Annotated in this window: 19 protein-coding genes; 11 read left to right on the top strand and 8 right to left on the bottom strand. The window is 40.4% G+C overall.

Translation table 11 applies throughout. The features are described from left to right. Positions 1 to 334 precede the first annotated feature (334 nt). The 3 genes from LX64_RS22930 (at position 335) to hemN (ending at position 3651) form a co-directional block, all read left to right on the top strand. The gene (locus LX64_RS22930) at positions 335 to 922 is read left to right on the top strand and encodes an RNA polymerase sigma factor (RefSeq protein WP_211324877.1); all 588 of its coding nucleotides are present in this window, start codon (positions 335 to 337) and stop codon (positions 920 to 922) included. Beyond that, on the top strand, positions 919 to 2166 hold the full coding sequence (locus tag LX64_RS22925) for an outer membrane beta-barrel protein (protein WP_111600037.1): 1248 nt from the start codon (positions 919 to 921) through the stop codon (positions 2164 to 2166). The genes LX64_RS22930 and LX64_RS22925 overlap by 4 nt, the downstream gene beginning before the upstream one ends. A 114-nt stretch (positions 2167 to 2280) precedes the next feature. Continuing rightward, entirely contained in the window at positions 2281 to 3651 is a 1371-nt protein-coding gene (gene hemN, locus LX64_RS22920; RefSeq protein ID WP_245952793.1) for an oxygen-independent coproporphyrinogen III oxidase, read from the top strand. On the opposite strand, the gene LX64_RS22915 is transcribed toward hemN, so the two are convergent. After that, positions 3644 to 4183 carry a CopD family protein gene (locus tag LX64_RS22915; protein ID WP_111600035.1) on the bottom strand — a complete coding sequence of 180 codons (540 nt, stop codon included), beginning with the start codon at positions 4181 to 4183 and terminating at the stop codon, positions 3644 to 3646. The genes hemN and LX64_RS22915 overlap by 8 nt on opposite strands. 286 nt (positions 4184 to 4469) lie before the next feature. On the opposite strand from LX64_RS22915, the gene LX64_RS22910 reads away from it, so the two are divergent. The 4 genes from LX64_RS22910 (at position 4470) to LX64_RS22895 (ending at position 8563) form a co-directional block, all read left to right on the top strand. Continuing rightward, on the top strand, positions 4470 to 5354 hold the full coding sequence (locus tag LX64_RS22910) for a terpene synthase family protein (RefSeq protein ID WP_111600034.1): 885 nt from the start codon (positions 4470 to 4472) through the stop codon (positions 5352 to 5354). A 76-nt stretch (positions 5355 to 5430) separates the two neighbouring features. After that, positions 5431 to 5793 carry a VOC family protein gene (locus tag LX64_RS22905; RefSeq protein ID WP_111600033.1) on the top strand — a complete coding sequence of 121 codons (363 nt, stop codon included), beginning with the start codon at positions 5431 to 5433 and terminating at the stop codon, positions 5791 to 5793. 281 nt (positions 5794 to 6074) lie between these two features. Next, positions 6075 to 6818, top strand: a complete 744-nt coding sequence (locus tag LX64_RS22900) for a hypothetical protein (RefSeq protein ID WP_111600032.1) — start codon at positions 6075 to 6077, stop codon at positions 6816 to 6818. A 200-nt stretch (positions 6819 to 7018) separates the two neighbouring features. Continuing rightward, entirely contained in the window at positions 7019 to 8563 is a 1545-nt protein-coding gene (locus LX64_RS22895; protein WP_111600031.1) for a sensor histidine kinase, read from the top strand. Positions 8564 to 8576: 13 nt separating this feature from the next. Here the strand turns inward: LX64_RS22895 and LX64_RS22890 are convergent, their stop codons facing one another. Beyond that, positions 8577 to 9884, bottom strand: a complete 1308-nt coding sequence (locus LX64_RS22890) for an MFS transporter (protein ID WP_111600030.1) — start codon at positions 9882 to 9884, stop codon at positions 8577 to 8579. A gap of 63 nt (positions 9885 to 9947) precedes the next feature. Between LX64_RS22890 and rpiA the strand changes: the two genes are divergently transcribed. The 4 genes from rpiA to LX64_RS22865 all read left to right on the top strand — a co-directional run bounded on the left by rpiA (position 9948) and on the right by LX64_RS22865 (position 15144). Next, positions 9948 to 10643: a ribose-5-phosphate isomerase RpiA gene (gene rpiA, locus LX64_RS22885; protein WP_111600029.1), complete on the top strand. Its 696-nt coding sequence runs from the start codon at positions 9948 to 9950 to the stop codon at positions 10641 to 10643. Positions 10644 to 10779: 136 nt separating this feature from the next. Next, positions 10780 to 11349, top strand: coding sequence for a hypothetical protein (locus tag LX64_RS22880; protein ID WP_111600028.1), 570 nt, complete (start codon positions 10780 to 10782; stop codon positions 11347 to 11349). A 149-nt stretch (positions 11350 to 11498) separates the two neighbouring features. Then, positions 11499 to 12068, top strand: coding sequence for a hypothetical protein (locus LX64_RS22875; RefSeq protein WP_111600027.1), 570 nt, complete (start codon positions 11499 to 11501; stop codon positions 12066 to 12068). Positions 12069 to 12729: 661 nt separating this feature from the next. Continuing rightward, the gene (locus LX64_RS22865) at positions 12730 to 15144 is read left to right on the top strand and encodes an ABC transporter permease (protein WP_111600025.1); all 2415 of its coding nucleotides are present in this window, start codon (positions 12730 to 12732) and stop codon (positions 15142 to 15144) included. Between the two features lie 18 nt (positions 15145 to 15162). On the opposite strand, the gene LX64_RS22860 is transcribed toward LX64_RS22865, so the two are convergent. The 6 genes from LX64_RS22860 to LX64_RS22835 all read right to left on the bottom strand — a co-directional run bounded on the left by LX64_RS22860 (position 15163) and on the right by LX64_RS22835 (position 24405). Next, positions 15163 to 16275, bottom strand: coding sequence for a winged helix DNA-binding domain-containing protein (locus tag LX64_RS22860; RefSeq protein ID WP_111600024.1), 1113 nt, complete (start codon positions 16273 to 16275; stop codon positions 15163 to 15165). A 10-nt stretch (positions 16276 to 16285) separates the two neighbouring features. Next, on the bottom strand, positions 16286 to 16807 hold the full coding sequence (locus LX64_RS22855; RefSeq protein WP_111600023.1) for a DinB family protein: 522 nt from the start codon (positions 16805 to 16807) through the stop codon (positions 16286 to 16288). Between the two features lie 167 nt (positions 16808 to 16974). Further along, the gene (locus LX64_RS22850) at positions 16975 to 18081 is read right to left on the bottom strand and encodes an AhpC/TSA family protein (protein ID WP_111600022.1); all 1107 of its coding nucleotides are present in this window, start codon (positions 18079 to 18081) and stop codon (positions 16975 to 16977) included. Positions 18082 to 18281: 200 nt separating this feature from the next. Beyond that, complete coding sequence (locus LX64_RS22845) at positions 18282 to 19394, bottom strand: TlpA disulfide reductase family protein (RefSeq protein WP_111600021.1); 1113 nt, start codon at positions 19392 to 19394, stop codon at positions 18282 to 18284. A gap of 28 nt (positions 19395 to 19422) precedes the next feature. Further along, the gene (locus LX64_RS22840; protein WP_111600020.1) at positions 19423 to 20952 is read right to left on the bottom strand and encodes a RagB/SusD family nutrient uptake outer membrane protein; all 1530 of its coding nucleotides are present in this window, start codon (positions 20950 to 20952) and stop codon (positions 19423 to 19425) included. Positions 20953 to 20961: 9 nt separating this feature from the next. Beyond that, a complete protein-coding gene (locus LX64_RS22835) occupies positions 20962 to 24405 on the bottom strand; it encodes a SusC/RagA family TonB-linked outer membrane protein (protein WP_158538717.1) in 3444 nt (1147 codons plus the stop codon). Between the last annotated feature and the right edge of the window lie 41 nt (positions 24406 to 24446).

Below are 24446 nucleotides of genomic sequence, written 5' to 3'. Positions count from 1 at the left end.
ATCAAAATCGTTTTACTTGTAAAATGATAAAAAAATGATGTTTTTGCAGAAAAAACGACCTCATTATCTCTTATTAAATCGATGATCGACTGGTGGGTAATATGTTTTTATCTAAAGCCACTCCCCTCTCTTAAAACGCCTAAAAATAGCCTTAGTGTCGATAAGTTAAAATAGAAGAAAAATTATAAGCACAGGCAACCTATTTTACCAAGTATCCGTATAAACATGCAGGAAATTCGTCGTATTCGTGCGAATGATAAATGGTGAATGAAATTGTGCAGCGAAAAATTAAAATTTGGAATTCGTAGCATGGTCAAAAATTTTTAAGAAGCGCGTGCAGACTTTAGACGATATCATTCAAGGATGCTTGCAAGGAAAGCGAAGCAACCAGGAAGAATTGTACAAACAATTTTTCGGGTATGCTATGGGCATTTGCATGCGTTACGTGCAACAGCGAGAAGAGGCGATTGAAATATTGAATGATGGTTTTTTGAAAGTCTTTACAAACATCCAAAAATTTGATACAACACGGCCATTTAAAACTTGGTTATCGAAAATTATTGCGAATACGGCCATCGATTATTTACGACAGAAAAAGCGCTTAGTAATTGGCGAGGATGTAGCGCATATCCCAGAAGTGCAAAGTTCGAACGATGAATTAGCCTTACAGAAACTATCTTATGCCGAGTTATTAACGCTTGTACAAAGCCTGCCCCCGGCTTATAACGCCGTATTTAATTTATACGTGATGGAAGGCTTTCAACACCATGAAATTGCCGGCTTATTGGGGATTTCAGAAGGCACTTCTAAATCCAATTTATTCAAAGCAAAAAAAATACTAAAAGAAAAAATAGCTATCAACACAAACTATTACCAGCCGGGCATTTCAACGGCGAATGATATTGTATTTGAAAAGAAATGAGTGATCAATTTGACGATATAATCCGTAATAAACTCAATGAAGGTGAGTTCCCATTCGATGCTGATGCTTGGCTAAAAATGGAACAGAAACTTGATGCATTGAACCGTAAACGCCGCTACCCTATTTTCTGGTGGTTAACAGGTGGTGCAATACTGTGTTTACTATTATGTACTACGGTATATTATGTTTGGCATTTACCTCATCACAATAATAACATCGTTGAATATAATATAGACGCTTCATCCCAAAATGATATACCTACAGCTACAACCACCATTCCAAATAATACGCCGACTATATCAACTCCCAATGTAGAAATTACTGCACATAATAGCGAAGAAACAATTGTTGTTCAAAAATACGATCACCCGAAAAGCACAACAGTAAAGGCTTATAGAGATACACTGCAACAAGTAATTGCACTAATTGATGGGGAAAATATTAACACTTCTAAACAAATTATTGATACATCAACGACAAACATAAAATCAGTAAATAATATTATTGATATGTCAATAATTGATAGTGTTAATAAAGGTCGTTTGCTGAATTTTGGTAAAATTAATAGTAAAGAACTGGCATACAATTTCGATCAATCTATTCAAAGAAAACATCATTCACCACTACAAACAGATTCAACAACAACTATTGAAAAAGATCCCGAACCGCGTAAAGGTTTGGCTTATGGCATTGTTGCCGGCTTAGGTTATAATGCACCCAGTTCCATGACATACGGTAAGCTAGAACTAAACGCAGGTTTGAACATGCAGTATTATCTAAACAAACATTGGATGCTTGGCGCTGCTATCGTATATAATAAAAAACTTTACGCCGGAACTGCCAAAGATTATAAAGTGTTAAATACCTACCAGGCTTCCTACGTAAAAAGCATAGCTGCTAATTGTGATATTATTGAAGTACCACTTGATGTTACTTATTTCTGGAAGCAAAATACGAATCATGCATGGGGTGCAACAGTAGGCGCTTCAAGTTTGTTTATGGTAAAGGAAAAGTACGATTATTATTATACCAACTACACCGAGAAAACAGTTACAAAATACGCCGATAACCAGCATTACTTTGCTTTATTAAATTTTGGTATTACATATGAACATAAACACGAAAACCGCTATAAATGGAGCGTACAGCCGTATGTAAAACTTCCACTAGGAAGAATCGGGTATGGACAAACAAAATTGTACAGCGCAGGTATCAATTTCCAATGGCACGCTAAAAACCCCTAAAACGTGTGAATTTATCAGCTGAAAAACTGATGAAAATCATCTCACCAGTTGACTAACCCGTTCTACTGCCTTAGCATAAGCATCTACCTTAGCATCATTAAATGAATGGATGCTATGATCACAGGGATGCAACAACTTTTAACGAAATACAATGTACCGGTACCTCGCTACACGAGCTACCCCACCGTACCAAACTGGCACGAAATAACCAGCACTTCAAAATGGCGACAAGTTTTTAGCGAACAATTCAATATTCACAACACAGGAGAAGGTTTAAGCCTCTATATACATTTACCTTTTTGCGAATCGTTGTGCACTTATTGCGGTTGTAATAAGAAAATAACACGTCAACATTATGTAGAAAATACTTATATCGATGCTGTTGTACGCGAGTGGAAATTGTATACTAGGTTGATGACGCAAACCCCCATCATTCGAGAAGTTCATTTAGGTGGTGGTACCCCTACCTTCTTTTCCCCCGAAAACCTAGTCGATTTACTTACCCGTATATTCTCCGATGCCATCATTCATCCACAACATGCTTTTAGCTTCGAAGGACATCCAAATAACACGACCGCCGAACACTTGAAAGCATTGTATCAAATGGGCTTCAGAAGAGTAAGTTATGGTGTGCAAGACAGTGATCCACTTGTACAAAAAATGATTAACCGGGTACAACCTATGGAAAATGTACGCATTGCTACAGAAACTGCACGCAGTATAGGTTTCACGTCTGTTAACTTCGATTTGATTTATGGTCTGCCTTTCCAAAATGTGGATAGCATGCGCAAAACATTCGAAGATGTATTGGCTTTAAAACCCGATCGAATCGCCTTCTATAATTATGCACACGTTCCATGGAAATCCAAAGCACAAAGACTTTTCACGGAAATGGATTTACCTTCTGCAGATCTGAAAATGCAACTGTACAGATTAGGAAAAGAAGTTCTTACCAATGCAGGTTACACCGATATTGGGATGGACCATTTTGCTTTACCTGGAGATGAATTATACAAAGCATATGAACAAGGAAAGTTACATCGAAATTTCATGGGGTACACTACAACAAACAGCTCCTTACTTTTATCACTCGGTATATCTAGTATTAGCGATGCAGGTGTTGCATATGTACAAAATGTAAAGGACTTAGCTCCTTACTATAAAGCTATTGATGCAGGAGAATTACCGGTTGTAAAAGGATATTATTTGAATGATATTGATAAAGTTTTTCGTAAACATATTTTAGACATTGCTTGTAAAGGAATGACCATCATTGATAAACATCCTTATCAAGAAATTATTACGAATAAAGTGTTACCGAAACTTACTTTATTAGAAGAAGATGGGTTGGTGGTTTTGAAAGACAATAAAAAAGTAATTGTAACACCGCTAGGGCATCATTTTATTCGGAATATTTGCAACGCTTTTGATGTATTTCAACCGAATGGAATTGGCGCTATAAACCAATACAGTAAAGCTATTTAGATTTTTTATCACGGGAACGTTTATAAATTTTAATAGCAAGCATTAATAATGAAGTAAATGCTAATAAGCCTATTAATCCCCATACAAAACTCAATAAACTTTTAACTACAACAAGGAATACAATAGCAACGAGTAAAATCGTTGCTATTTCGTTCCATACACGTAATTGCGTGGAAGATAATTTGAAGATGCCTTTTGATTCTTCTTTGAAGATTTTATGTAAGAATAAATGATAAGCATATAAACATAAAACGAACCCCAATTTCGCCCACATCCAAGCAGGAATCGTATTACTATATAAGTAAAGAGTTGTAGGACCCAATATCAACGTCAATATTGCCGAAGGCCAAGTAATACCATACCACAAACGCTTCATCATAATTTTATACTGCGCTTGCAAAATTCCCTTCTCTGGCTCACTCTTTTCATTCGCCTCCGTATTATATACGAATAAACGCACGATGTAAAACATGCCCGCGAACCAAGTAACAATAAAAATTATATGCAGCGCTTTGATATAAAAAAATGACATACCGAGTGTTTGACGTACCGGGCAAAAGTAAGTAAGATTATTTATTGTTGACAGTGAATTGACTGTCATTCTTTAGCAACAAATTCAAGTTATATGAACTGTTAAGGGGATATTAAATTTCATGATGAAACCTAGAACTGATATAACAATTCAGCCGAACGAAGTAATTTGTTAGACCTAACCCCCGCGTGTATAAACAGTATGAAAGACTATCTCCTATCCACAACAATTAGATAGAAGTAGCCCTAACCGAAACCTTGTGTTCCTTAAGTAAAAAATTACCGCCATGCCTACAATTCAACACAATGCAGCGCAGTTAATACGCTTGTATGGTCAAGCTTTACAACTGGAAGTTGATCAGCAACTAGCTGGGTACGATTTTATTGATGAACAAGATCGTATTCGTTACCACAACATGCAAATAGGACAGTTCATTGCCAACACCTTTCCCACAGCTTGTTTCGAACGTTTGTTGGCTTTTAGTCGCCTGTATACTTGGCTTATCCTCAACAACGATCTCTACAGTTTTTATTCTCCCACGCAACTTATGCCCGTGCACCAATGCTACGAACATATTATTAGCGGTGAAGATGGCGGTAGTAGCTTTGATGAGCTCTGTCAATTACTAGCCAAGTTCTATAACGAGATGCAGCATTTTGTAACACCCGCTTGGATTAACCGCTTTAACTATCATTTACGGGAGTATTTAGCCGGTATTCGGTGGAAAGCAGGATTAAATAATACAAGCGCTCGTCCATTATTCCCACATTACCTCTATCATTGCGAACAAGCTAGTACAGCAAAATTATGGATCGATTTTTTAGAGGTAGCCATGGAGAATGTTTTACCTCAAGCGGTGCTACAACATAGTCTTTTCCAACGCTTGATAACTTTGAGCAATAGGATTATGTTGATAGGATTAGAAATTAATGCAATCCCGGGATATGTGCCACGTGAAACATGGGGCTTACAGGCCTTATTACAAACCCAGAAGCAATATTCCTCACCGGTGGCGAAACAAGCACTTGTTGACCTCTATTTAAATGATGTACGCGAATTTCAAGAGCTTACAGCAACGGCGAATTGCTTCGGTGAACATAATTACTTGGTTCAAACCTATTTACAAGAACTGGCTTTGTGGTTGCATTTACAAACTTACGCTGTAGATTAAAGCTGGGTGCAGTTATAAAAGGATTTTGCTAAAATTTAGCAAGTCTTTACATTCGTGCCCGAAAAACAGCAGTGAAATGATTACGTTTAAGCGGGTACACCATGTACAGATTTGTATTCCACCAGGAGCAGGAGAACAGGCGCGCGCTTATTATAGCGGCGTGTTGGGGTTGAAGGAAATAAATCGTCCTGAACCTTTAGCGAATCGACCAGGTATGTGGTTTGCCATGGGTGATATTGAACTACACATTGGCGAAGAAGCTAATCAAAGCCCCTCTAAACGTCACCCTGCATTTGAAGTAATTGATATTGAAAGCGTAAGAAAATATTTTCTGGATAAAGGGATGGTGGTGAAAGATGAAATCCCAATACCGGGTCAAACCCGTTTCTCTATTTTCGATCCCTTTGGGAATAGAATCGAACTGCTCGAAAAACATTAATTAGGTATAAAAGGAAAAGGCAGTAAGAATACTGCCTTCAATTATTTTAACCATATCCTATGAAAAACCATGTCAAAGATATGCACCCAATTCATATATAATATTTCAATTTTGTGAACGCATGGAATAAGGGGGTGAATGATATAGAATCCCTCGTGTTAACCAAAAATTAACAGCCCAAAATTTTAAGCGTAAAAAGCACCACTATGGCTTCATGGCGTTGCTTTCAAAGAATTCCCAGGCATGTATATTTCTTCATTGTATTTAGTAATTTCATGTGTATGAAAGTAGAAGCATTGCAACACAATATGTTACAAGGTTTAGCCGACCTCGCACCTAACGAATCGCTGTGGCGCTATGTGGATATTCATAAGTTTCTATCCTTTTTGCACAACCAATCCATTATGTTTAGCCGGATGGACACCTTCGAAGATGTATTAGAAGGTATGCCTGTCCGTTTCTTAATAGCGCAAAAATCCCGTGTAAAAGAAGATGATCCATTGTTACTTATTAAAGAAAATCGCCAACATGCGGCTATTCAACAGAAACATTTTGTAAGTTGTTGGTTCATCGGCTTCCGCGAAAGCACGGCGATGTGGAATTTATATAGTAATAAAGATAGTGTTGCCATTAAATTGAATCCAGCTTACCTCCTTGCCGCCGCGGCAAAAAGCTTGGTAGATATTGATGCGCAAATGCCTCTTTCAAGTGCTTATTCCGGCAAAGTACAATACGTCGATCTCGTACAAATTAATACAGAGGTAGCGTATAATGTTAAACACGTGGGCTTACGAAAGGATGTTGGATTTGAAAGCGAAAAAGAGTTTCGCCTCGTCATATCAGCAAAAGACCATAAAAACCAATTTTCACAGGTACCTTTCAAACTTCCTGCATTAAAGAAAGCAGCATTCGATGTGATTTGCCATCCGCGCATGCCAAAATGGAAACAAGACAACATACAATGGCTTATGGAACAAAATGGATTTACGCAACACTTTAAACCGTCGGAAATCAGGTTGCGTTAATTAGGTATTGCATTCTTTTTTTAATTATTATTATTTATATCGTTTTCTATGAAACGCTTAACTGTGGCGTATTAACAAGCGTTTTATAAAACTATAGACCGGTTTTTCTCGTTTATATTAGCAGCATTGTAGAGCTCCAAAACAAGCCTTAAGCCCGCTTTTATTAAACGAGCTGATTTTTACTGTCCTATTCTTGTAACATGAACGAACACCCATATCATCTTTCACCCGCTTTTGCAACAGCTCTTTTGAATATTATGGAGGAAGGCGCAGCTGTTGTGAATAAAGAGGGATTTATTATTGCTTGTAATGAACAAGCACTGCAACTATTAAGATTACCTGCAACAACTTTCATCGGAAAAAATATATACGATCCAATGTGGCGCGCCATGCGCGAAGATTTGACGCCCATTCCCCAAGATTTATCACCAGCAGCTATTGTTTTAGCGGGCGGTGAACCACAAATTCAACGAATAGTGGGTATTAAGAATGGTGAAGGGGAAGATATTTGGCTGTCGGCCAGCGCCCGGATGATTACCGTGGAAAACGAAGAGTATGCGCTCGTGAATTTTATTGATGTAACGAAAACGGTGAAAGAAAGACAATCCGTGCAGCAAATGGTACATCAACTTATCGTAAACGACGCCCAGCGAGCAAACGACCAAAAGTTCGCCAAAGCATTTAATCATTCCGGGATCGGTATCGCACTCGTTTCCACCAACGGGGCTTTCTTAGACGTAAACAAGGCTTTATGCGGCATTACAGGGTTTACAAAGGAGGAGTTGTTGAAGAAAACATTCCAAGAAATTACCCACCCCGACGATCTCGCAAAGGACCTATTATTCGTGGAACAAATGCTTGCCCGCAAACTGGATTCCTACCAAATGGAAAAACGGTACTTTCATAAGAATGGCCACATTGTATGGATATTACTCACCGTATCTATGGTAACAGATTTCAATGGAAAACCATCCTTTTTCATCTCGCAAATTGTAGATATTACCCACACAAAATTACTCTTCACCGATTTACAAGAGAAGAACTATGCACTAGAACAAGCGGGAATAGAATTACATGAAAAAATGATTCAACTCAGCGAATTCAGTCAAATCGTTGCACATAATCTTCGTGGTGTAGCGGGTAATATTTCAACATTGGTTAGCTTCTTACGCGATGCTAATTCCGATGAAGAAAGAAACAATTTCATCGCGTATCTAGAACAATCAAGTGCTGCCTTAATGGACACGCTTGCTAACCTGATGAAATTACTTGAGGTGAAGTTGAAAAATGAACACGTAGTAAAAGAAAATTGTGATGTAAAAGAAATAGTGGATAAATGTTGTGTACAACTACAACAGGAAATAAACAAAAACAGGGCAACAATTGACATCGATATACAAGTGCCCACTATTCTCTTTAGTAAAATTTATTTAGAAAGTATTTGCTACAATCTTATTAGTAATGCACTAAAATATGCACAACCTGGTGTGCCACCGGTAATTAAAATTGCCACGTATAAGCAACAAGGAGAAATATTTTTAAGTGTGAGCGATAACGGCCTAGGTATTGATTTAGAAAAACACGGGCAGCATATATTCAAGCTAAATAAAGTATTCCACAAAGGCAAGAATAGCAACGGCTGGGGATTGTTTATTGTGAAAAACCAAGTAGAAGCAATGGGAGGACATATCAGCATTGAAAGTCAACCCGGCATTGGCACAACATTTACTGTACAGTTTGCATAAAAAAGGAGCAGTACTACTGCTCCTTTAATTCTTTATCTATATAAGATCCATTCTTCGAATCCCGCGACAGCGTATACACGATTAACGAAACGAAAATACAAACCGTTACATACACATAGTAATAGGATTCATGCCCAATACTTTTCCAATATAAAGCTAACGTTTCTGCCGTTCCCCCAAATATGGCCACTGTTAATGCATACGGTAAGCCTACTCCTAATGCACGAACTTCTGCTGGAAACATTTCTGCTTTCACTACAGCGTTAATGGATGTATACCCACTCACAATAATTAAAGCACCAAGAATTAAAAAGAAAGCCTGCCATTCACTGGTGGTATGACTTAGCGTGGTAAGAATAGGTATGGTGAAGATTGTGCCCAATATGCCGAAACCCATAAGTAATGGCTTCCGTCCAAATTTATCCGATAACCAGCCAAATAAGGGCTGCATACCGGCATAAATCAACATCAAGAAAAACGTTAACTGGGTAGACCGTTCAATGCTTAAATGTACGGTGTTAACCAAAAACTTCTGCATATACGTGGTATAGGTATAGAATGCCAGCGTTCCGCCTAATGTTAAGCCCACCACCGTTAATACTGCCCGTGGGTGTTCTTTAAAAAGAACTACCACAGAACCTTTTCCCTCTTTCTTCTCGGCAACGTTTACAGATTCGTGCATATTACGACGCATATACAACGCAACAAACGCCAACAAGGCACCAATTACAAACGGTATACGCCAACCCCAACTATGCATTTGTTCCGGGCTAAGAAAAACCTTCTGCAAAATCACTTGCACACCTAGGGCCAGTAATTGTCCACCAATTAGTGTCACATACTGGAAGCTGGAATAAAACCCGCGGCGTTCAGGGGTAGCCACTTCACTTAAATAAGTAGCCGAAGTACCGTATTCGCCACCAACAGATAATCCTTGCAGAAGGCGGGCAACCAAGAGAATAACCGGTGCCAACCATCCAATGCTATCATAACCTGGTGTAAGGGCTATTAACAACGAACCAAAACTCATCAATAATACCGATAGGGTCATGGCTGCCTTCCGCCCTTTTTGATCGGCTATTTTCCCGAAGAACCAGCCGCCTAGTGGACGCATTAAAAAGCCAACCGCGAAGATGGCTGCTGTGTTTAATAGTTGGAGTGTTTTATTATCGCCTGGAAAGAAAATTGGAGCGAAGTACAGCGCAAACGCAGTGTACACGTACCAGTCGTACCATTCTACTAAGTTGCCGATAGAGCCGGTTAAAATCGCTTTTAATCGCCAACCGGTTTTTTGTGGAGGTGTTTGAAGTAACGAAGACATAAACAAAAGTAACAAAGCAAAATAAATTATAACCATTCACCGCTTCTACCCTAATTTTAAATCATGGAAACGATACAAACAGATGTTGCAAAAAAAGCTGCCGGGGAAAAAGCGGTAGAGTTTGTAAAACCCGGTATGATAGTAGGCTTAGGCACAGGTACCACTGCCTATTATGCTATTGTAAAACTCGGCGAAATGATCAAAGAAGGGCTCGATATTAAAGCTATCCCCACTTCTGCCGGAACCTTACAACTTATGCACCAATACGGTATACCACAAACAACCTTTGCTGAAGTAGAAAAGATAGCTGTAACAATTGATGGAGCCGATGAGGTTGATTTAGATTTCCATATGATAAAAGGCGGTGGCGGTGCATTAATGAGAGAGAAAATTGTAGCACAAGCCAGCGAAAAAGTAGTAATCGCGGTAGGGGAAAATAAGCTTGTTCGCCATCTCGGTAAGTTCCCTTTACCGGTGGAAGTAGTACAATTCGGATACGAACAAACACAGCGCTTACTCGCAAAACTTGGTGGCCCTGCAATAATAAGAGGGGCAGCGCATGCACCCTATATCACGGAAAACGAAAATTATATCATCGACCTTCAATTAAACCATATCAACAACCCCATTGAGCTGGAAAATCAATTAAAAAGTATTGCCGGTGTAGCCACAACGGGATTGTTTATCAACCTCGCCAATGTAGTAGTAGTGGGCCGGGAAGATGGATCTACCACCATTTTGCATAACATGGTTTCATAGTACTATCACCAGGAGAATCTATACTTTTTTCACTACCCATAAATAGTTGGCAGAAGAAACACAAAACGACATATTAAATATTAGACTTATTTATATCTTTGGGTTGCAAATCAATTTATAACTGTCATATTCCCCTATGAAACATTTTAAACTGCTCGCAGTAGCCCTACTCTGTATTACTGTTTCCCTGCAAACACAAGCACAACGAAAAGGTAAAAGATTCAGCTTTGGCTTTGGTATTGAAGCAGCTTCAACTGCCGATAAATTATTAAAGGATACCTATAGCGTAGGTGGTGGTTTATCTTTCCGCTTTAGCGCGAAATTAGGCCCAGGCTTCTTAACAGCAGCTACTGGCGCAACAGCTTATGTACCAAAAGATACAGATGGCGACGAAGTAAAAGTGGGTGTACATATTCCATTTAAAGTAGGTTACAAATACATTTTCGCACGTCATTTCTTCGTGATGGGTGAAGGTGGGTACTCGTATTTTAGACAAAGTGTTGTAGATGATGGTGGTGAAAAAGATGCGGTTCAGCACAATGGGTTTATCGTAGCACCTTCTGCAGGTGTGCAATTTGGAGTGTTTGAATTAGCATTCCGGTACGATTACTTCACATTGAAACAAGCAACATTATTAAACGAAGCTTGGGAAGAGAAAAACAAAGGTGTAGGGGTACCTACTATCCGTGTTGGTTTCAATTTCTAACATTAAGAATTATAGGTAAAGCGAAGAACCGTTCTCTATGTATAGAGAGCGGTTTTTTGTTGATAATTATTTATTTTATAACCCAATATGCCATAACTGTTTTATATATTTGATATACCATTTAAATAACTCCTAATCTCTATCCACCTATGCAAACAAGTAAGCTACTCGCTATAGTAGTATGTTGCCTCGCTCTTTCTATTTCTACTTACGCGCAACGAATTGGTAAGAAGAAAAGTTTCGGTTTCGGAATAGAATATTCTCCCATTACCGACAACTATTTATCTCATTATTATGTAGCTGGCGTAGGAGCTTCGTTTAGTTTCCGGTATAAAGTTGGCCCGGGGTATATTACAGCCGGCACAGGCGTAAAAGCTTTCGCGCCCAATGAAAAAGAAGGTATGGACCCGGAAGTTGGCGTTCAAATTCCACTAAAAGCCGGCTACAAATACAACATCACAAAACACCTATTCGTGATGGGAGAAATTGGCGCTAATTTCTATACTACTACTTATTACGACGAATACGATTACAGCGATTACGAGTACAGCACAGGCTTTATTGCCGCGCCTTCTATTGGCGTGCAGTTTGGCATTTTTGAAGCCGCATTGCGCTACGATTATTTCACCATGACCGACTACCATTACGAAAACTACCGTGAAATTGAAACCAGGAAAGGTGTAGGTGTTCCTACTATTCATGTTGGCTTCAATTTCTAGGAAACAAATAAGCTAACATCTTACTATTCAAATCATTTCCCGGCTGCTGCCACCTGTAAATAAGGCAGCAGCCGTCTTTTTTCCGACTCTCCACCGACTCTCCTCCGACTCTCCTCCGATATGTCTCCGACACTTCACCGACATTTCACCGAGAACACCCCAGTGTTTGTAAGGCTTAAGTAAGCCTTTTGTCGACATTTCACCGACATCACCTATACCTGTAGCGGGTTTCAAGAGGCGACTTTTCCAGTTTTTTTAAATAAGAATGTCGTTTTGCGCCCGATAAAATGCGTATTGCGCCATTTTGATCGATGGAAAATATAGCTAAAACCCACTTTACACACATCTCAATAACATGGGATATATATCCCTCGTATTGGAACAACATTGGCATAACATTGGAACAACATTGAACAAACATTAGAAGATATTACTCGTTACCTTTCAATTCACTTTTTTTGCCTTTTGACGTGAATTTAATATCACCCATTCCGCTGTAAAAATCTACCTACACCACGGTGCATTTTTCAAGCATTGGATTTGCGAAAGTGGGCGTTCGCTGTTCGATTTTGGACATGATAGCAAAAGTTATTGATTGGTAATCAAGTAGTTAATATCCGGTATGTTTTGTGTGGAATCTATTTTATCAAAATGAATATGCATGCTAAAACATTACTTTCGAGTTGCCTGGCGCAGCATTAGAAAACACGCTTTCTTTTCATTCGTTAACGTAACCGGCTTGGCCATTGCGATGGGGTTTGTGATGTTGATGGCGGCCTTCATTTGGAGTGAATGCACAGTGAATAAGAATTTGAAGAATAGCGACCGTACCTATATTATTTTGAATAAATGGAAAACACTGCAAATGGGGCCAGAGCATACATCGCTCAACCCATTAGGCCGGGTGCTAATGGAGCAATACCCTAACCTCGTAGCTGCCCATTATCACAACGATGGCCTCACATCCAACGTATCCAACGGCGATATTAAGCACAGCGAATCGCTGCAACCCGGCGATGCCTCTTTGCTAAAGATGTTTGGCTTCAATCTTCTTCACGGAGATGTAAATACTGCCCTCGATAATCCCAATGGCATTGTTATTACAGAAGAAGCCGCGATGCGTTACTTTCAACGTACCGACGTAGTAGGAAAAACATTGAACATCCAAGAATTCGCCGGCAATAAAAAGGATTTCGAAATTACCGGGGTCTTGAAAAAGATGCCTTTCAATACCATCACAAACGCATCTCCCGATGCGCCCCAAATATTTTTCCCACTGAAGAGTCTCGAGTTCTTTGGCCGTAAAATCATTGAAGAAAACTGGAACCTAGCCATCTTCCCTAACTATATTCAATTGCAACCCGGCGTACAACCGGCAGCGGTGCTACAAGCTATTAATCAACTCGTTAAAACTCACGCCGATAAATCGGTACAAGAAGATATTACAGTATCGTTGATGCCAGTAGCAGATTATTATCTTCAATCGAGCAACGGCGCACCATTGAGAATGGTACAAACGCTGGCGGTGGTATCGTTCTTTATTTTGTTGATGGCGATCATTAATTTCATCAACATTACAGTGGGCAATTCTGTTGGTCGCTTGCGTGAAATTGGTGTACGTAAAACGATGGGCTCTTACCCATGGCAGATCAAACTCCAATTCATTGCCGAATCGACATTGATTGCCGGTTTTGCTGTATTAATTGGGGTGGTACTATTTCTTACGTGTGGGAATACCATGAGTGATATTTTAGGCAAGCATGTACCTACTATTGCCGAGTTACCGCTCGCATTTGTAGCCATTCCTTTCGTGTTAACATTGTTGGTGGGAGTATTAGCAGGTTTATACCCTGCGTTTGTATTATCTATGCAACCCACTATTCAATCACTTAAAGGAAAGCTAAAACAAGTACGTGAGAAGGTAGCGTTAAGAAAATCGTTGGTTGTTATCCAGTTTATTACAGCTATCGTGGTGTTTATAGCAACAATCGTTATTGGTAAACAAGTATCGTACTTCTTCACCTCGGATTTAGGTTATACAAAAGACTTCATTATCACCGCCAGTGTGCCACGCGATTGGTCAACCCAAGGGAATATTCGTATGCAAAACAACCGCGAAGAGTTTGCCCGCATTCCAAGTGTGAAAGCAGCTTCGTATTCCTACGAAATTCCTAATGGCAATAATGGTTTAAATGTGCTCACCTTCAAATCCACATCCAACGAAAGCAATGGTATAGCCACCGATATTCTTGTTACCGACGAGAAATACGCCGCTACTTATAATATTGCCATGGCCGCGGGCGACTATTTCGTAAAACCCGGTGGTGTATTAGACAGCATGCAAGTAGTGGTAAATGAAGCAGCAGCCAAAGCCTATGGATTTGCTACTCCGGCCGATGCTGTTGGCCAGCAAGTGAAGATGTATCAAAATAACAATTCCTTTACGATCAAAGGTGTAGTGAAAGATTTCCATTTCGCATCTTTACACAACAACATAGCGCCAATGCTAATTGTGAACCCTAACTTGGCGCCCTTATACAGGTATTTTTCATTTAAAATTCAGCCAGGGAATACGGCTAACACGATTAACGCGTTGAAATTGAAATGGGAAGAATTATTCCCCGGTGCACCATTCGAATATAAATTTATCGACGATGCCATTGCCAAAATGTATACCCGCGAAATGCAGTTGAAAAAAGCATCCGAAATGGCCACTGTGATTGCATTGATTATTGTATTGCTAGGCGTGATAGGTATTGTTTCTTTAAGCATCGCCAAACGCAATAAAGAAGTAGGTATTCGTAAGGTATTAGGCGCCTCTGTTCCGCAAATTGTGATGTTGTTTGTGAAAGATTTTTCAGCTACTGTATTGATTGCCAATATCGTAGCATGGCCCCTCGCCTATTACGTTTTACAGAATTGGTTAGATAGTTACGCTTACCGCGTAAACATGGGCATTGTACCGTTTGTTGTCGTAGCACTCATTACTGCTTGCCTGGTAATGATGACCGTTACCTTATTAACATCGAAAGTTGCACTAACGAATCCTGTAAAAAGTATTCGTCGCACTGAATAAAAGTTAGACTGTTTGTTATTATTTAGTGCCGTCTCTAAGTGTAGAGACGGCTTTTTTTTGTTGAATATGAATGGTGGAAGGAAGCGATAGAAACTCTCCGTACTGCTTCGCTGCGTTTTGTAATTCCTTCGTTTGGGTAGCGTTTATAGGTTCAAATAGGTCGATATGGATAGTTACATTCTTATTCGTCAGGGTTCTTTTCCAAATGCCCACAACAGCCGATTTCATGACCACGATATAACTAAATATCCCGTTCAGCGATTTGTACACTTCTTTTTCATAATCGGCCTTTATACTTACTGTACGATCGCCGTATCCCAATAAAAACTCGTCGAATGCCGGTAATAATAAAACCGGGTGTTTGCCTTTGGCGGGCAGTACATAGTTTTTGGGGAATATGTATGCTTGATCGTTGATTGTATGCTCTTCTATATTCTTTACAGCGGTGCGGATTTCGGTTAAAGTTAAACCCGACCATGCCGCAAAGTCTTTCAATGTGGCGGGGCCCCGGCTTTCAATATACCTGTTGAACAACATTTCTACGGCTCGTTTCCGCGGAATGGGTTTGGGCTTAGGAATCCATTCTTCGAGTAATACGAAGGTGAAATCTTTACCAGATTTGGGGCCGAAACAAATAAGACCTTCGTAAGCGGCGCGGTTCAATATGTAGGTGCCACGGTGGTTGCTTACATCGATGCCCTTCGCGGTAAGCATTTCTAATATTTGCTTCCTGGGTACTTGTTGTCCACCCTTTAATAATTTTTTGATAGATGCTAAGGCGCCCGCCATTGTTTTTTCATCGAGCCCAGCATTTCGCCACTGGGTTTGCATGGTTTTCCACAGTCGTTCTTTCGCTAGGGCCAGCATCCAGTAAACATCTTCCGGTGCGCATACATGCAAAGTACCTCGGAAAAGCCAAGTGCGCACAATTTCGCGGGCTGCATAAGCTTTTTCTATGTCAATTTCTTTCACCCGTTTGTTCAACCGTGAAGCAATAGCAAATTGAGCAGCATACGCGTCTTGTGCTTGCATGGCCCCCATATGACGAACAATGTCTTTAATAGCCGAAAACTTCGGCGAAACGAGCTGTTGTTGAATAATCCGGGCGAAAGAGATAGATGGATGTAGCATGGGTGTGTGTTTATCCGCGCATTGCTAAATAAAAGCCATAGTCCGACATAGGCGCATCGTGTAAATCGATATGATGGCCCATGGTAATGATTTGTCCACGGTGATAAGTACTATGGTTCATCACGTGCATAATATATTCGAAGCGCGATTGCGTACCACTTACCCACGGTGTTGTAAATGAAACCGGTTCACAAAGCGCTTCATCGTCTAGTGTAAGAATATAATCACGTAGCTCGTTGGATTGTTCGATGATATAATCGAATAATTCATAAGCGTCTTCAGTATTGCCAAAATTGATCTTTTCATTGCGTACTTGCAATACTTCGAGCCAGAATTGTTGTGTGTCGACAATGTGCTGGAAGGTTTTCTTGATGGTGTTGAAGCTGGAAGCCACTTCTTCATCGAAGCAGGCTTTGGGTTTGGAAGTTAACCATTCGATCAAACGTTCATTGGCCCAAGCGTTATAAATCGCGAAGTTCTGAGCCATAGTAGCGAGTGTTGCAGTTGCGGTAGGAGTTTCTAAGTGTAACATATGCGTTTGTTTTTGTTTGATAGTACAAAGTAAAAACCACGCAGTGACAGCAGTATGTCAGTAGGGTAATAACAAATGTTAGCTAGATAAAAATAAATCCCAAACATGCTGGTATTCAATAGGATAAAAACATGTTTGGGACAGTGGTTGACCAGCAAATAGGACAATTACAGTATTTCTTTCAATTTCATCTCTAATTCATCCTCCCGTAAATTCTTTGCAATGATTTTCCCAGTGGGGTCGAGTAAATAATTCTGAGGAATGAGGTTGATGTCATAAAGTTTCCCAATTTTATAATCCCCGTCAATTACATGTACCCAGGATAAATTATCGTCCTTAATAGCTTTTACCCAATCTTGTCGTTTATTTTCGAAATCAGATGAAACACCAAGAATATTGAAATTTTTGTGTTTATACTTTTGGTAAGCCGCTACCAAGTATGGGTTTTCTTCCCTGCATGGCCCACACCAAGAAGCCCAAAAATCGATTAATACATATTGACCACGGAAGTCTTCCAGGTTTACAAGTTTCTGTAATGTGTCTTGTGCGCTAAACGAAGGTGCAATACTACCTATTTCAAGTGCCTTAATAAGTACCAGCTTTTCAGCAAATTCTTTACCGGTAGGTGTGCTTTTTAAAGCGGGTGATAGTAAATCGAATAAAGGGGTTAAATCATTGTAAGAATTGATTGAACCATTATAAGACTCTAGCAGGTAGAAACAAAACGTAGCACTTGGATGAGATTTAATAAAGCTCGATCGAAATTTTTTACGGACGACAATGACCGAGTCATTAAACGCTTTAAAAGCAGCTTGGAAGCCAGGTGTTCCTTTTAACTCTTTTGATAAACTTGTAAACTCTGCGCGACGAGCCCTTATAGGAATATTTATTTGTTCAACTTCCCTTACATATTCATCCATTATCCGATTTTCTTCGCCAGCCTCTATTTTTACATTCTTGAAATTTTTCTCTGCTTTCATGATGATCGTACCTGGTTCGAGCACAAATTTTTTAGCTCCCAAATCGTGTTGCCCAGGATGAAGTAAAAAAATATCGGCCATTTTGATTTCATCTAATTCCCCGGTTATTTCAAATTTCCCGTTCCTAATAGGTACAGTATCATAATGTGGCCGCTGCCCAGGCACATAGTACCGCAATTGCATACGACCAACAGATGCTTGGTCGGATATTTCGCCTTTAATGGTATACTTGAATTGTGCAAATGCAAAAGCAGGTAGGATGGTTAACACTGCCAAGAGGAGTTTTTTAAGCATTGAATTTGAGTTAAGTTAAAGGTACTGACAAGAAAAAAAGTTTGCCTGGGTAAAAATTACTCGTAAGTTTTTTCATATCAAAGTAAGTCAATAAATTTTTTCAAAACCTTGCCTATAAAACAACAATCCCGGAACATTTCGTAACCAGCATATTACGAAACATTCCGGGATTGGGTTATCTAAAACGGGTTACCCGACTACTATAACAATTCTTTCAACTTAGCCTCTAAAGCCTCGCCGCGTAAGTTTTTAGCGATAATCTTTCCACTTGGATCTAATAAGAAGTTTTGTGGAATAGCTTGTACATAATACGTATCAGATGCTTTTTCGGTGCCTAAGTCAATTACTTGCGCCCACGTTAAGCCATCATCTTTAATCGCTTTAATCCAAGCATTGCGTGTGAACTCGGCATCGAGTGAAACGCCTAGGATGGTGAAGTTTTTGTCTTTATAGTCGTTATACGCTTTCACGAGCACCGGGTTTTCGGCACGACAAGGTTTGCACCAAGAAGCCCAGAAATCGATTAACACGTATTTACCGCGGAGATCTTTTAAGTTGATGTTTTTGCCTTCCGGGTTTGCCTTTTCGAACAAAGGAGCAAACTGGCCTACATTTGTTTTCTCCAATTTAGCAATCGTTTGAGCGTATTGTTTACCTTTTGCTGTCTTTTTCACAGCGGGCGACAATAGCTTATACAATGGCGATAAATCGTCGAATGATGGGAAGAAACCACCATAAGAATCCAAAATATCTAAACTAACAACCGTATTCGGGTGTGCTTTCACGAAAGCAGCCCATACTTGTTTGCGTGCAGAGAAGATAGAATCTTCAAACGCCTCTTCTTTAGCCTTATAAGCAGCGGTTGCTTTTTCTTCTTTCGATAAAGAAGTGCCTGCTAACAAAAACTCTTTCTCGCGCGTATTCACCGGCTTAATATTCGATTGCAATAGAGCGTACATCTTGTTATCCTCGCCGCCTGTAATGGTAGCATGCGCAATTTTATGTTCGCCTTTTACTTCTAACGTTGTAGGTGCTAAGTAAATAGTAGTATAGTCCCTGTCTTTGCTGCCTTCAACTTGTAGTTGCAAACTAGCAGAAACAGGCTCCATAAATTTACCTGCAATTTCAAAAGCTCCGTTCTTCAATTCAGCAGAATCACGGTACATCGTTTTATCCATACGGTACGATAAGTACACTTTAGCAGGTGACGAAACACCGGTTATTTCACCTTTAATTTTGAAGGAGGGTGCAGTTTTTTGTGCAAAAGCAGCCGCTGGCAATACAAGCATCGCGGCTATGAATAGTTTGTTCATGATGAATAGTTTTTAGAATGGAGGGTGATTAATTATAAGGTCTATTATCTGGAGGAATACCCCAACCAGGATTAAAGAGCAATACAGTATTTGAAATAGGTAGAATGAATAGCGGACCATCTACACGACCTTCGAATGTTTCTGCGCCCAGCGTATGTTTAACCGTGGCTTTGCTCCATGGTTTACCAGGTTCTATGCTAAAGCGTTTCAAATCCATAAAGCGTTTAAGGTGCGCTAATGGCAATTCTCTTCTGCGTTCTTGTAGAACAAGGTTAATTACTTCATCAGGAGAAGCAGGTTGAGCCAACGGTGCTGTACCGATTACAAAACGATACCTGCGCAACAAGTTCAAATCGTTCATGGCATCACTTAAACGACCTAACCTAGCATACGCTTCTGCACGCATTAATAATACTTCTGGGTAAGTAAAACCGGCCGTCATTTGGAACTTAGGGTTACCCATGGCTGTAGCACCCCGGTAATATTGTAAACGAGTACCATCGTTGTAAGTAACACCGTTATACGTGGTTTTATAACCGGGCGCCATCATGAAGTAATATTTGAAACGTAAATCTTTCGCTTGGTCGAATAAGCCAATAAACTCGCTGGAAGGATAAGATTCGTTTGCCTTTCCACCACGGTTATCGGTATTGCGGAAGAAGAGGATTTCGCGGCTGTTCGGTAAATTGATTTTGCTATCGGGACTTAAAATAGCGCTCGATAACGGGTTCAGAGTATCGGCATAACTCAACGTATTAAAATCATACATCACTTTATCAATGCCTTTAGCCGTGGCGTTTGTCCACGAGAGGTTGGCATAATAAGCAACACTGTCGTACCGTTGTGTGAACAAGTGGTAATACGCCAGCATTGCCCATGTAGCCGCTTTGGTTGGTCTTGATGGATAATTTGTATTTTCTGGAATATTGGGTAAAGCAGTATGTAAATCGGCCAACACTTTATCGAATACCTCTTGGGTGGTTGATAAATTTACCATTGGTGCCGAAATATCGCTACTTGTTACATAGGGGATTGTTTTGGTGGAATTATCGCCACCTGGTTTATACATAGGGCCATATACCAATACCGTATGGAAATAGCTCCATGCTCGGCCTACGTAAGCTTGGGCAGTAACAGCATCTGCTTCTTTCGCATTTTCGTTTGTGCGGATGTTATTGATGCCATCAATTACGTTATTGAAATATTTCATCGAACGATATGTACCCCAGTTCCAGTAATAATCTGGCAAGGTTGGGTTACGATAAGGTGTGCGGAATGTATACGCGTAGTAGTTGTCGATATTAGCGCTGTTATTAGCTTTGTAATACACCTTTCCTACCCCTTCCGACAATTCAATATTATCGCTCAAATAACCCATTAGTGAAGTGGAGTTATTGTTTAAGAACGGGTATTGTACAATATCTTGGTTGTCTAACAGGTGGTTAAACTCCGATATTTCTTGGGGAATGAGTTTCCCTTTTGGTTTCACATCCAAGAACTTATTACAAGCTACTAACGAGCCTGCTGCGAGGAATAAAAGTTTATGATAGAGTCGCATAAATAAGAATTAAAAATTAACACGTAAACCGATATACACCTCTGGCATTGGACGCATTGGCGTGAATCCCAATTCTGCATTCAACGGATCAGAAGCGCCCATTTCATATGCTTCGGGATCAAGTTTATCCTTGTTGGCAGCTATAAGTAATAGGTTACGACCTTGTAACATTACGCTGGCATTGTTAATGCCCAATTTTTTCATGAAGGCTTTATTAAAGCTGTACGATAAACTTGCATCGCGGAGCTTTAAGAAATTTGCGCTTTCAATGAAAATGTCGGCTTGTGGGAAGTAGAAGGCATCGAATGCATATTCATTCAATACAGGGTAAATCGTTGTTTTTTCATCACCCGGTTTACGCCAGCGTTTCGCTACGTCGGCCAGCTGAATGGAGTTACCCGCGTAAGCTGCACGGCGCATTACGTGGCCTGTTTTTGCCAACAGCATAAACGCCATTTCCCAGTTCTTATAGCGCAATGTGTTCGTTAAGCTATACATGTATTTAGGACGGAAAGTGCCGTTATAAACTACGTCTTTCAATCCTACCCCGCCACCGCTTTGTAACTTGCCATCGGCGGTGTAATACTGTGCTAAACCGTTGTTATCTAATCCCGCGAAACGATAACTAAATACAGCGTTCGAAGGATAGCCAACACGGTTAACAGAAGTCATGGTTACATCTACCGGGGACGTATAATTCACATCGTACGTTACTACCCTATTCGTATTGTAAGCCATTGTTCCTAATACATTCCATGAGAAGTTACCTTTTCTATACACTTCACCACTTAGCGCCACTTCAAGCCCGGTATTGTTAATCTGCCCTACGTTGCGGATCAGTGAACTGTAACCTAAAGTTGGATCTACTTGGCTAGTAGCTAACAACTCTTGGCTTTTACGGAAGTAATAGTCGAGGCTGATGTTCAGCTTTTTGAAAATGGTTAAGTCGGTACCGAAGTTGTTGGTATTCGTTCTTTCCCAGCGTAAGCTTTTATTTGGAGGCGAAGCAATGGAGTAAGAAATATCGCCTGTTAAATTAGAAAAGCTACCCGGGGCAATAATCAAGAACGGACCTGCATCTAACGAGATATTACCATTCACGCCATAAGAAGCACGCAAGTACAAACGGTTCAACCAATCGACGTGGTAAAAACTTTCGTTCGATAATTTATAAGTAGCCCCGATCGACCATAATGGTTTATGCCTATAACGAGGGTCGGTACCGAAGAAGTTCGTTTGATCCAAGCGAATGCTACCACTTACGAGGTAACGTTGATCGTACTCGTAAGAGCCGTTAGCGTAGTAGGAAACATAACGGTTATCACGAAAGCTCATAGTGCCCATGCTAGCAGTAGGTTTACCGGCAGAGCTTAACATATCTGCGTTATAAATACCCGCGATGTAATCGGCATAATTGAAGTTATTGAATGTACCCGCTTGGTTGTTGTATCCAAAGCGTGTAGGTAGCGTATTGTAATCTCTCACATCACGCGATACTTCGAAACCGGCCAAGCCAATTACGCTATGTTTACCGAAATACCGGTTGTAATTTAATTGTGAACGGAAAGTATACGCGTAGTTAATATTGCGCGATTCGTTTAGCATGTCGCCATCTGGAATATAATGCTTGGCAGGATTGGTAACTGAAGTAGCATCGTTATAACCCATGCGCATTCTGAAAGATTCCTTGCTGTATAAATTGCGGGTAAAAGAGTTCCCACGCGTCCAAGTACCGCCTGCATCGAGAATTAAACCTTTCGCTAGGTTGGCGCTAATGTTACCACCAATACGGAACTGGAAGTTTTGCGTGTTCGACATTTCCTTACCTAGGTCGGCCAGCGGGTTGTAGTACATCGGTTTAAGCCCTGGCATATTTTCGTAGCGGGCTTGTTTGCGAGGATTTACCGCGTATATATTTTGGTAAGCGCCGGTATTGGGATCTACCACATTGTCATACGGGTGAATAAGATATAATGAATGGTAACTAAGGAAATCGCTCATCGGACGTAAAGGGGCGTCGGCAGTGCTGTAGTTAATGTTTGTCCACAGTCTTACATTCAAAAAGCTGGTGGGTTTCCAGTCGTTCTTCACATCCATAATCAAACGGTTATCCTTCATGTATAAAGCATTGCCGCGGTTGTTGATAAACTTGGCGGAAGCCGACACTTGGTTTTTGTCTGATCCACCAGAAAGGCTGATGTTATGTTGTTGTGTGAGCTGGTTGCGGAAGAGGTAATCCTCTAATTGTTGTAACCCGTTGTTTTTGCGAAGTTGTGCGAGTTCGGATGCTACATCGGCCGACTTCACAATATTTAAACTCTCTGCTACTTTCAAATACATCACGCGGGAAAGGTAGCCGTAGTTGTTATAAGCGTTGAGGTATTGATTAGGATTGCTGGCATATAATTCCAATTCAGCATCTACGTAATCGCTAGCACTGGTACGACGGAGGTACGACAAGTTTGGTTTCTGCGTTACCCCGAAGGAACCGTTATAGCTCACGTTCAGGTTACCTTTCTTGCCATGTTTCGTGGTTACTACAATCACCCCGTTCGACGATCTAGCGCCGTAAATAGAAGCAGCTACACCATCTTTTAGTACAGTTACGCTTTCAATATTGTCGATATTCAAAGTTTCTAAGCCGCCGGAAATTGGGTAACCATCCACGATAATCAACGGTGTTTTTTCGGCTACGAAGGTCGATACACCGCGCACTTCAATGCTACCGTCGTTGGTGAGCAACATACCGGCTACTTGTCCTTCTAAAGCCGATTTTAAATCGGGTCGAATCTTACCTTCCAATTGTTTACTCGTAACAATAGAGAAAGCACCTGTAGCCCGTTCCTTTGGAATACTTTGGTAACCTGTATTTACCGTAATAGCGACTTCGCCAATGCTGGTACTTTCGCGGCTTAGTGTAATAATAACGGGGATAGAATTGATCACCTTGAACTCGTAGTTTTTGAAACCGACGTAGGAAATCACGAGGATATCGCCGCTGTTCGCATTCAATACAAATTGCCCGTTTACATCCGTGATGGTAGAAACATGGGAGTTTTTAATACGGATAGAAGCCCCAGCCAGGAAGCCGCCCAGTGAATCGCGTACCACCCCGCTAACTGGAAACGGCGCTGGCGCTTGGGACAATTGAATGGTTGGTTGATTTTTTTTCTTAATGAAGATTGTTTGTTGCTCGAAAGAGTAGTCGAGCGGTTGATCTTGTAAAATGAGCGATAAGAAGTTTTTAAGTGGCATAGCTGTTACATTTACCGTAACGGGTTTAGCCTCTTTTAATAATTGTTTGTTGATGAAAACAACGTTTCCCGTTTGTTTTTCAATCACACTAAAAACTTTCTCCAATGGCACCTGTTTACCACTGTACGTGATTTGTTGTGCAACGCTGTTGGCAGTTACATGCAAGCAAACCAGTAATAGGAAGGTGGTCAATCTCATGGCTCGTTCAATTTTGGTTGGAAGCCGGAACTGTTTTCGCT

Source organism: Chitinophaga skermanii, from assembly GCF_003259335.1.
Taxonomy (GTDB): Bacteria; Bacteroidota; Bacteroidia; order Chitinophagales; family Chitinophagaceae; genus Chitinophaga; species Chitinophaga skermanii.
Note: the sequence above shows the minus strand (reverse complement) of the source record. Positions and strands in the feature narration are given on the sequence as shown.

Bases quoted from the DNA above. Each gene is read 5' to 3' on its own strand.
- LX64_RS22925 (WP_111600037.1), top strand. From the start codon at position 919: ATGAGTGATCAATTTGACGATATAATCCGTAATAAACTCAATGAAGGT.
- hemN (WP_245952793.1), top strand. From the start codon at position 2,281: ATGATCACAGGGATGCAACAACTTTTAACGAAATACAATGTACCGGTA.
- LX64_RS22915 (WP_111600035.1), bottom strand. From the start codon at position 4,183: ATGTCATTTTTTTATATCAAAGCGCTGCATATAATTTTTATTGTTACT.
- LX64_RS22910 (WP_111600034.1), top strand. From the start codon at position 4,470: ATGCCTACAATTCAACACAATGCAGCGCAGTTAATACGCTTGTATGGT.
- LX64_RS22905 (WP_111600033.1), top strand. From the start codon at position 5,431: ATGATTACGTTTAAGCGGGTACACCATGTACAGATTTGTATTCCACCA.
- LX64_RS22900 (WP_111600032.1), top strand. From the start codon at position 6,075: ATGAAAGTAGAAGCATTGCAACACAATATGTTACAAGGTTTAGCCGAC.
- LX64_RS22895 (WP_111600031.1), top strand. From the start codon at position 7,019: ATGAACGAACACCCATATCATCTTTCACCCGCTTTTGCAACAGCTCTT.
- LX64_RS22890 (WP_111600030.1), bottom strand. From the start codon at position 9,884: ATGTCTTCGTTACTTCAAACACCTCCACAAAAAACCGGTTGGCGATTA.
- rpiA (WP_111600029.1), top strand. From the start codon at position 9,948: ATGGAAACGATACAAACAGATGTTGCAAAAAAAGCTGCCGGGGAAAAA.
- LX64_RS22880 (WP_111600028.1), top strand. From the start codon at position 10,780: ATGAAACATTTTAAACTGCTCGCAGTAGCCCTACTCTGTATTACTGTT.
- LX64_RS22875 (WP_111600027.1), top strand. From the start codon at position 11,499: ATGCAAACAAGTAAGCTACTCGCTATAGTAGTATGTTGCCTCGCTCTT.
- LX64_RS22865 (WP_111600025.1), top strand. From the start codon at position 12,730: ATGCTAAAACATTACTTTCGAGTTGCCTGGCGCAGCATTAGAAAACAC.
- LX64_RS22860 (WP_111600024.1), bottom strand. From the start codon at position 16,275: ATGCTACATCCATCTATCTCTTTCGCCCGGATTATTCAACAACAGCTC.
- LX64_RS22855 (WP_111600023.1), bottom strand. From the start codon at position 16,807: ATGTTACACTTAGAAACTCCTACCGCAACTGCAACACTCGCTACTATG.
- LX64_RS22850 (WP_111600022.1), bottom strand. From the start codon at position 18,081: ATGCTTAAAAAACTCCTCTTGGCAGTGTTAACCATCCTACCTGCTTTT.
- LX64_RS22845 (WP_111600021.1), bottom strand. From the start codon at position 19,394: ATGAACAAACTATTCATAGCCGCGATGCTTGTATTGCCAGCGGCTGCT.
- LX64_RS22840 (WP_111600020.1), bottom strand. From the start codon at position 20,952: ATGCGACTCTATCATAAACTTTTATTCCTCGCAGCAGGCTCGTTAGTA.
- LX64_RS22835 (WP_158538717.1), bottom strand. From the start codon at position 24,405: ATGAGATTGACCACCTTCCTATTACTGGTTTGCTTGCATGTAACTGCC.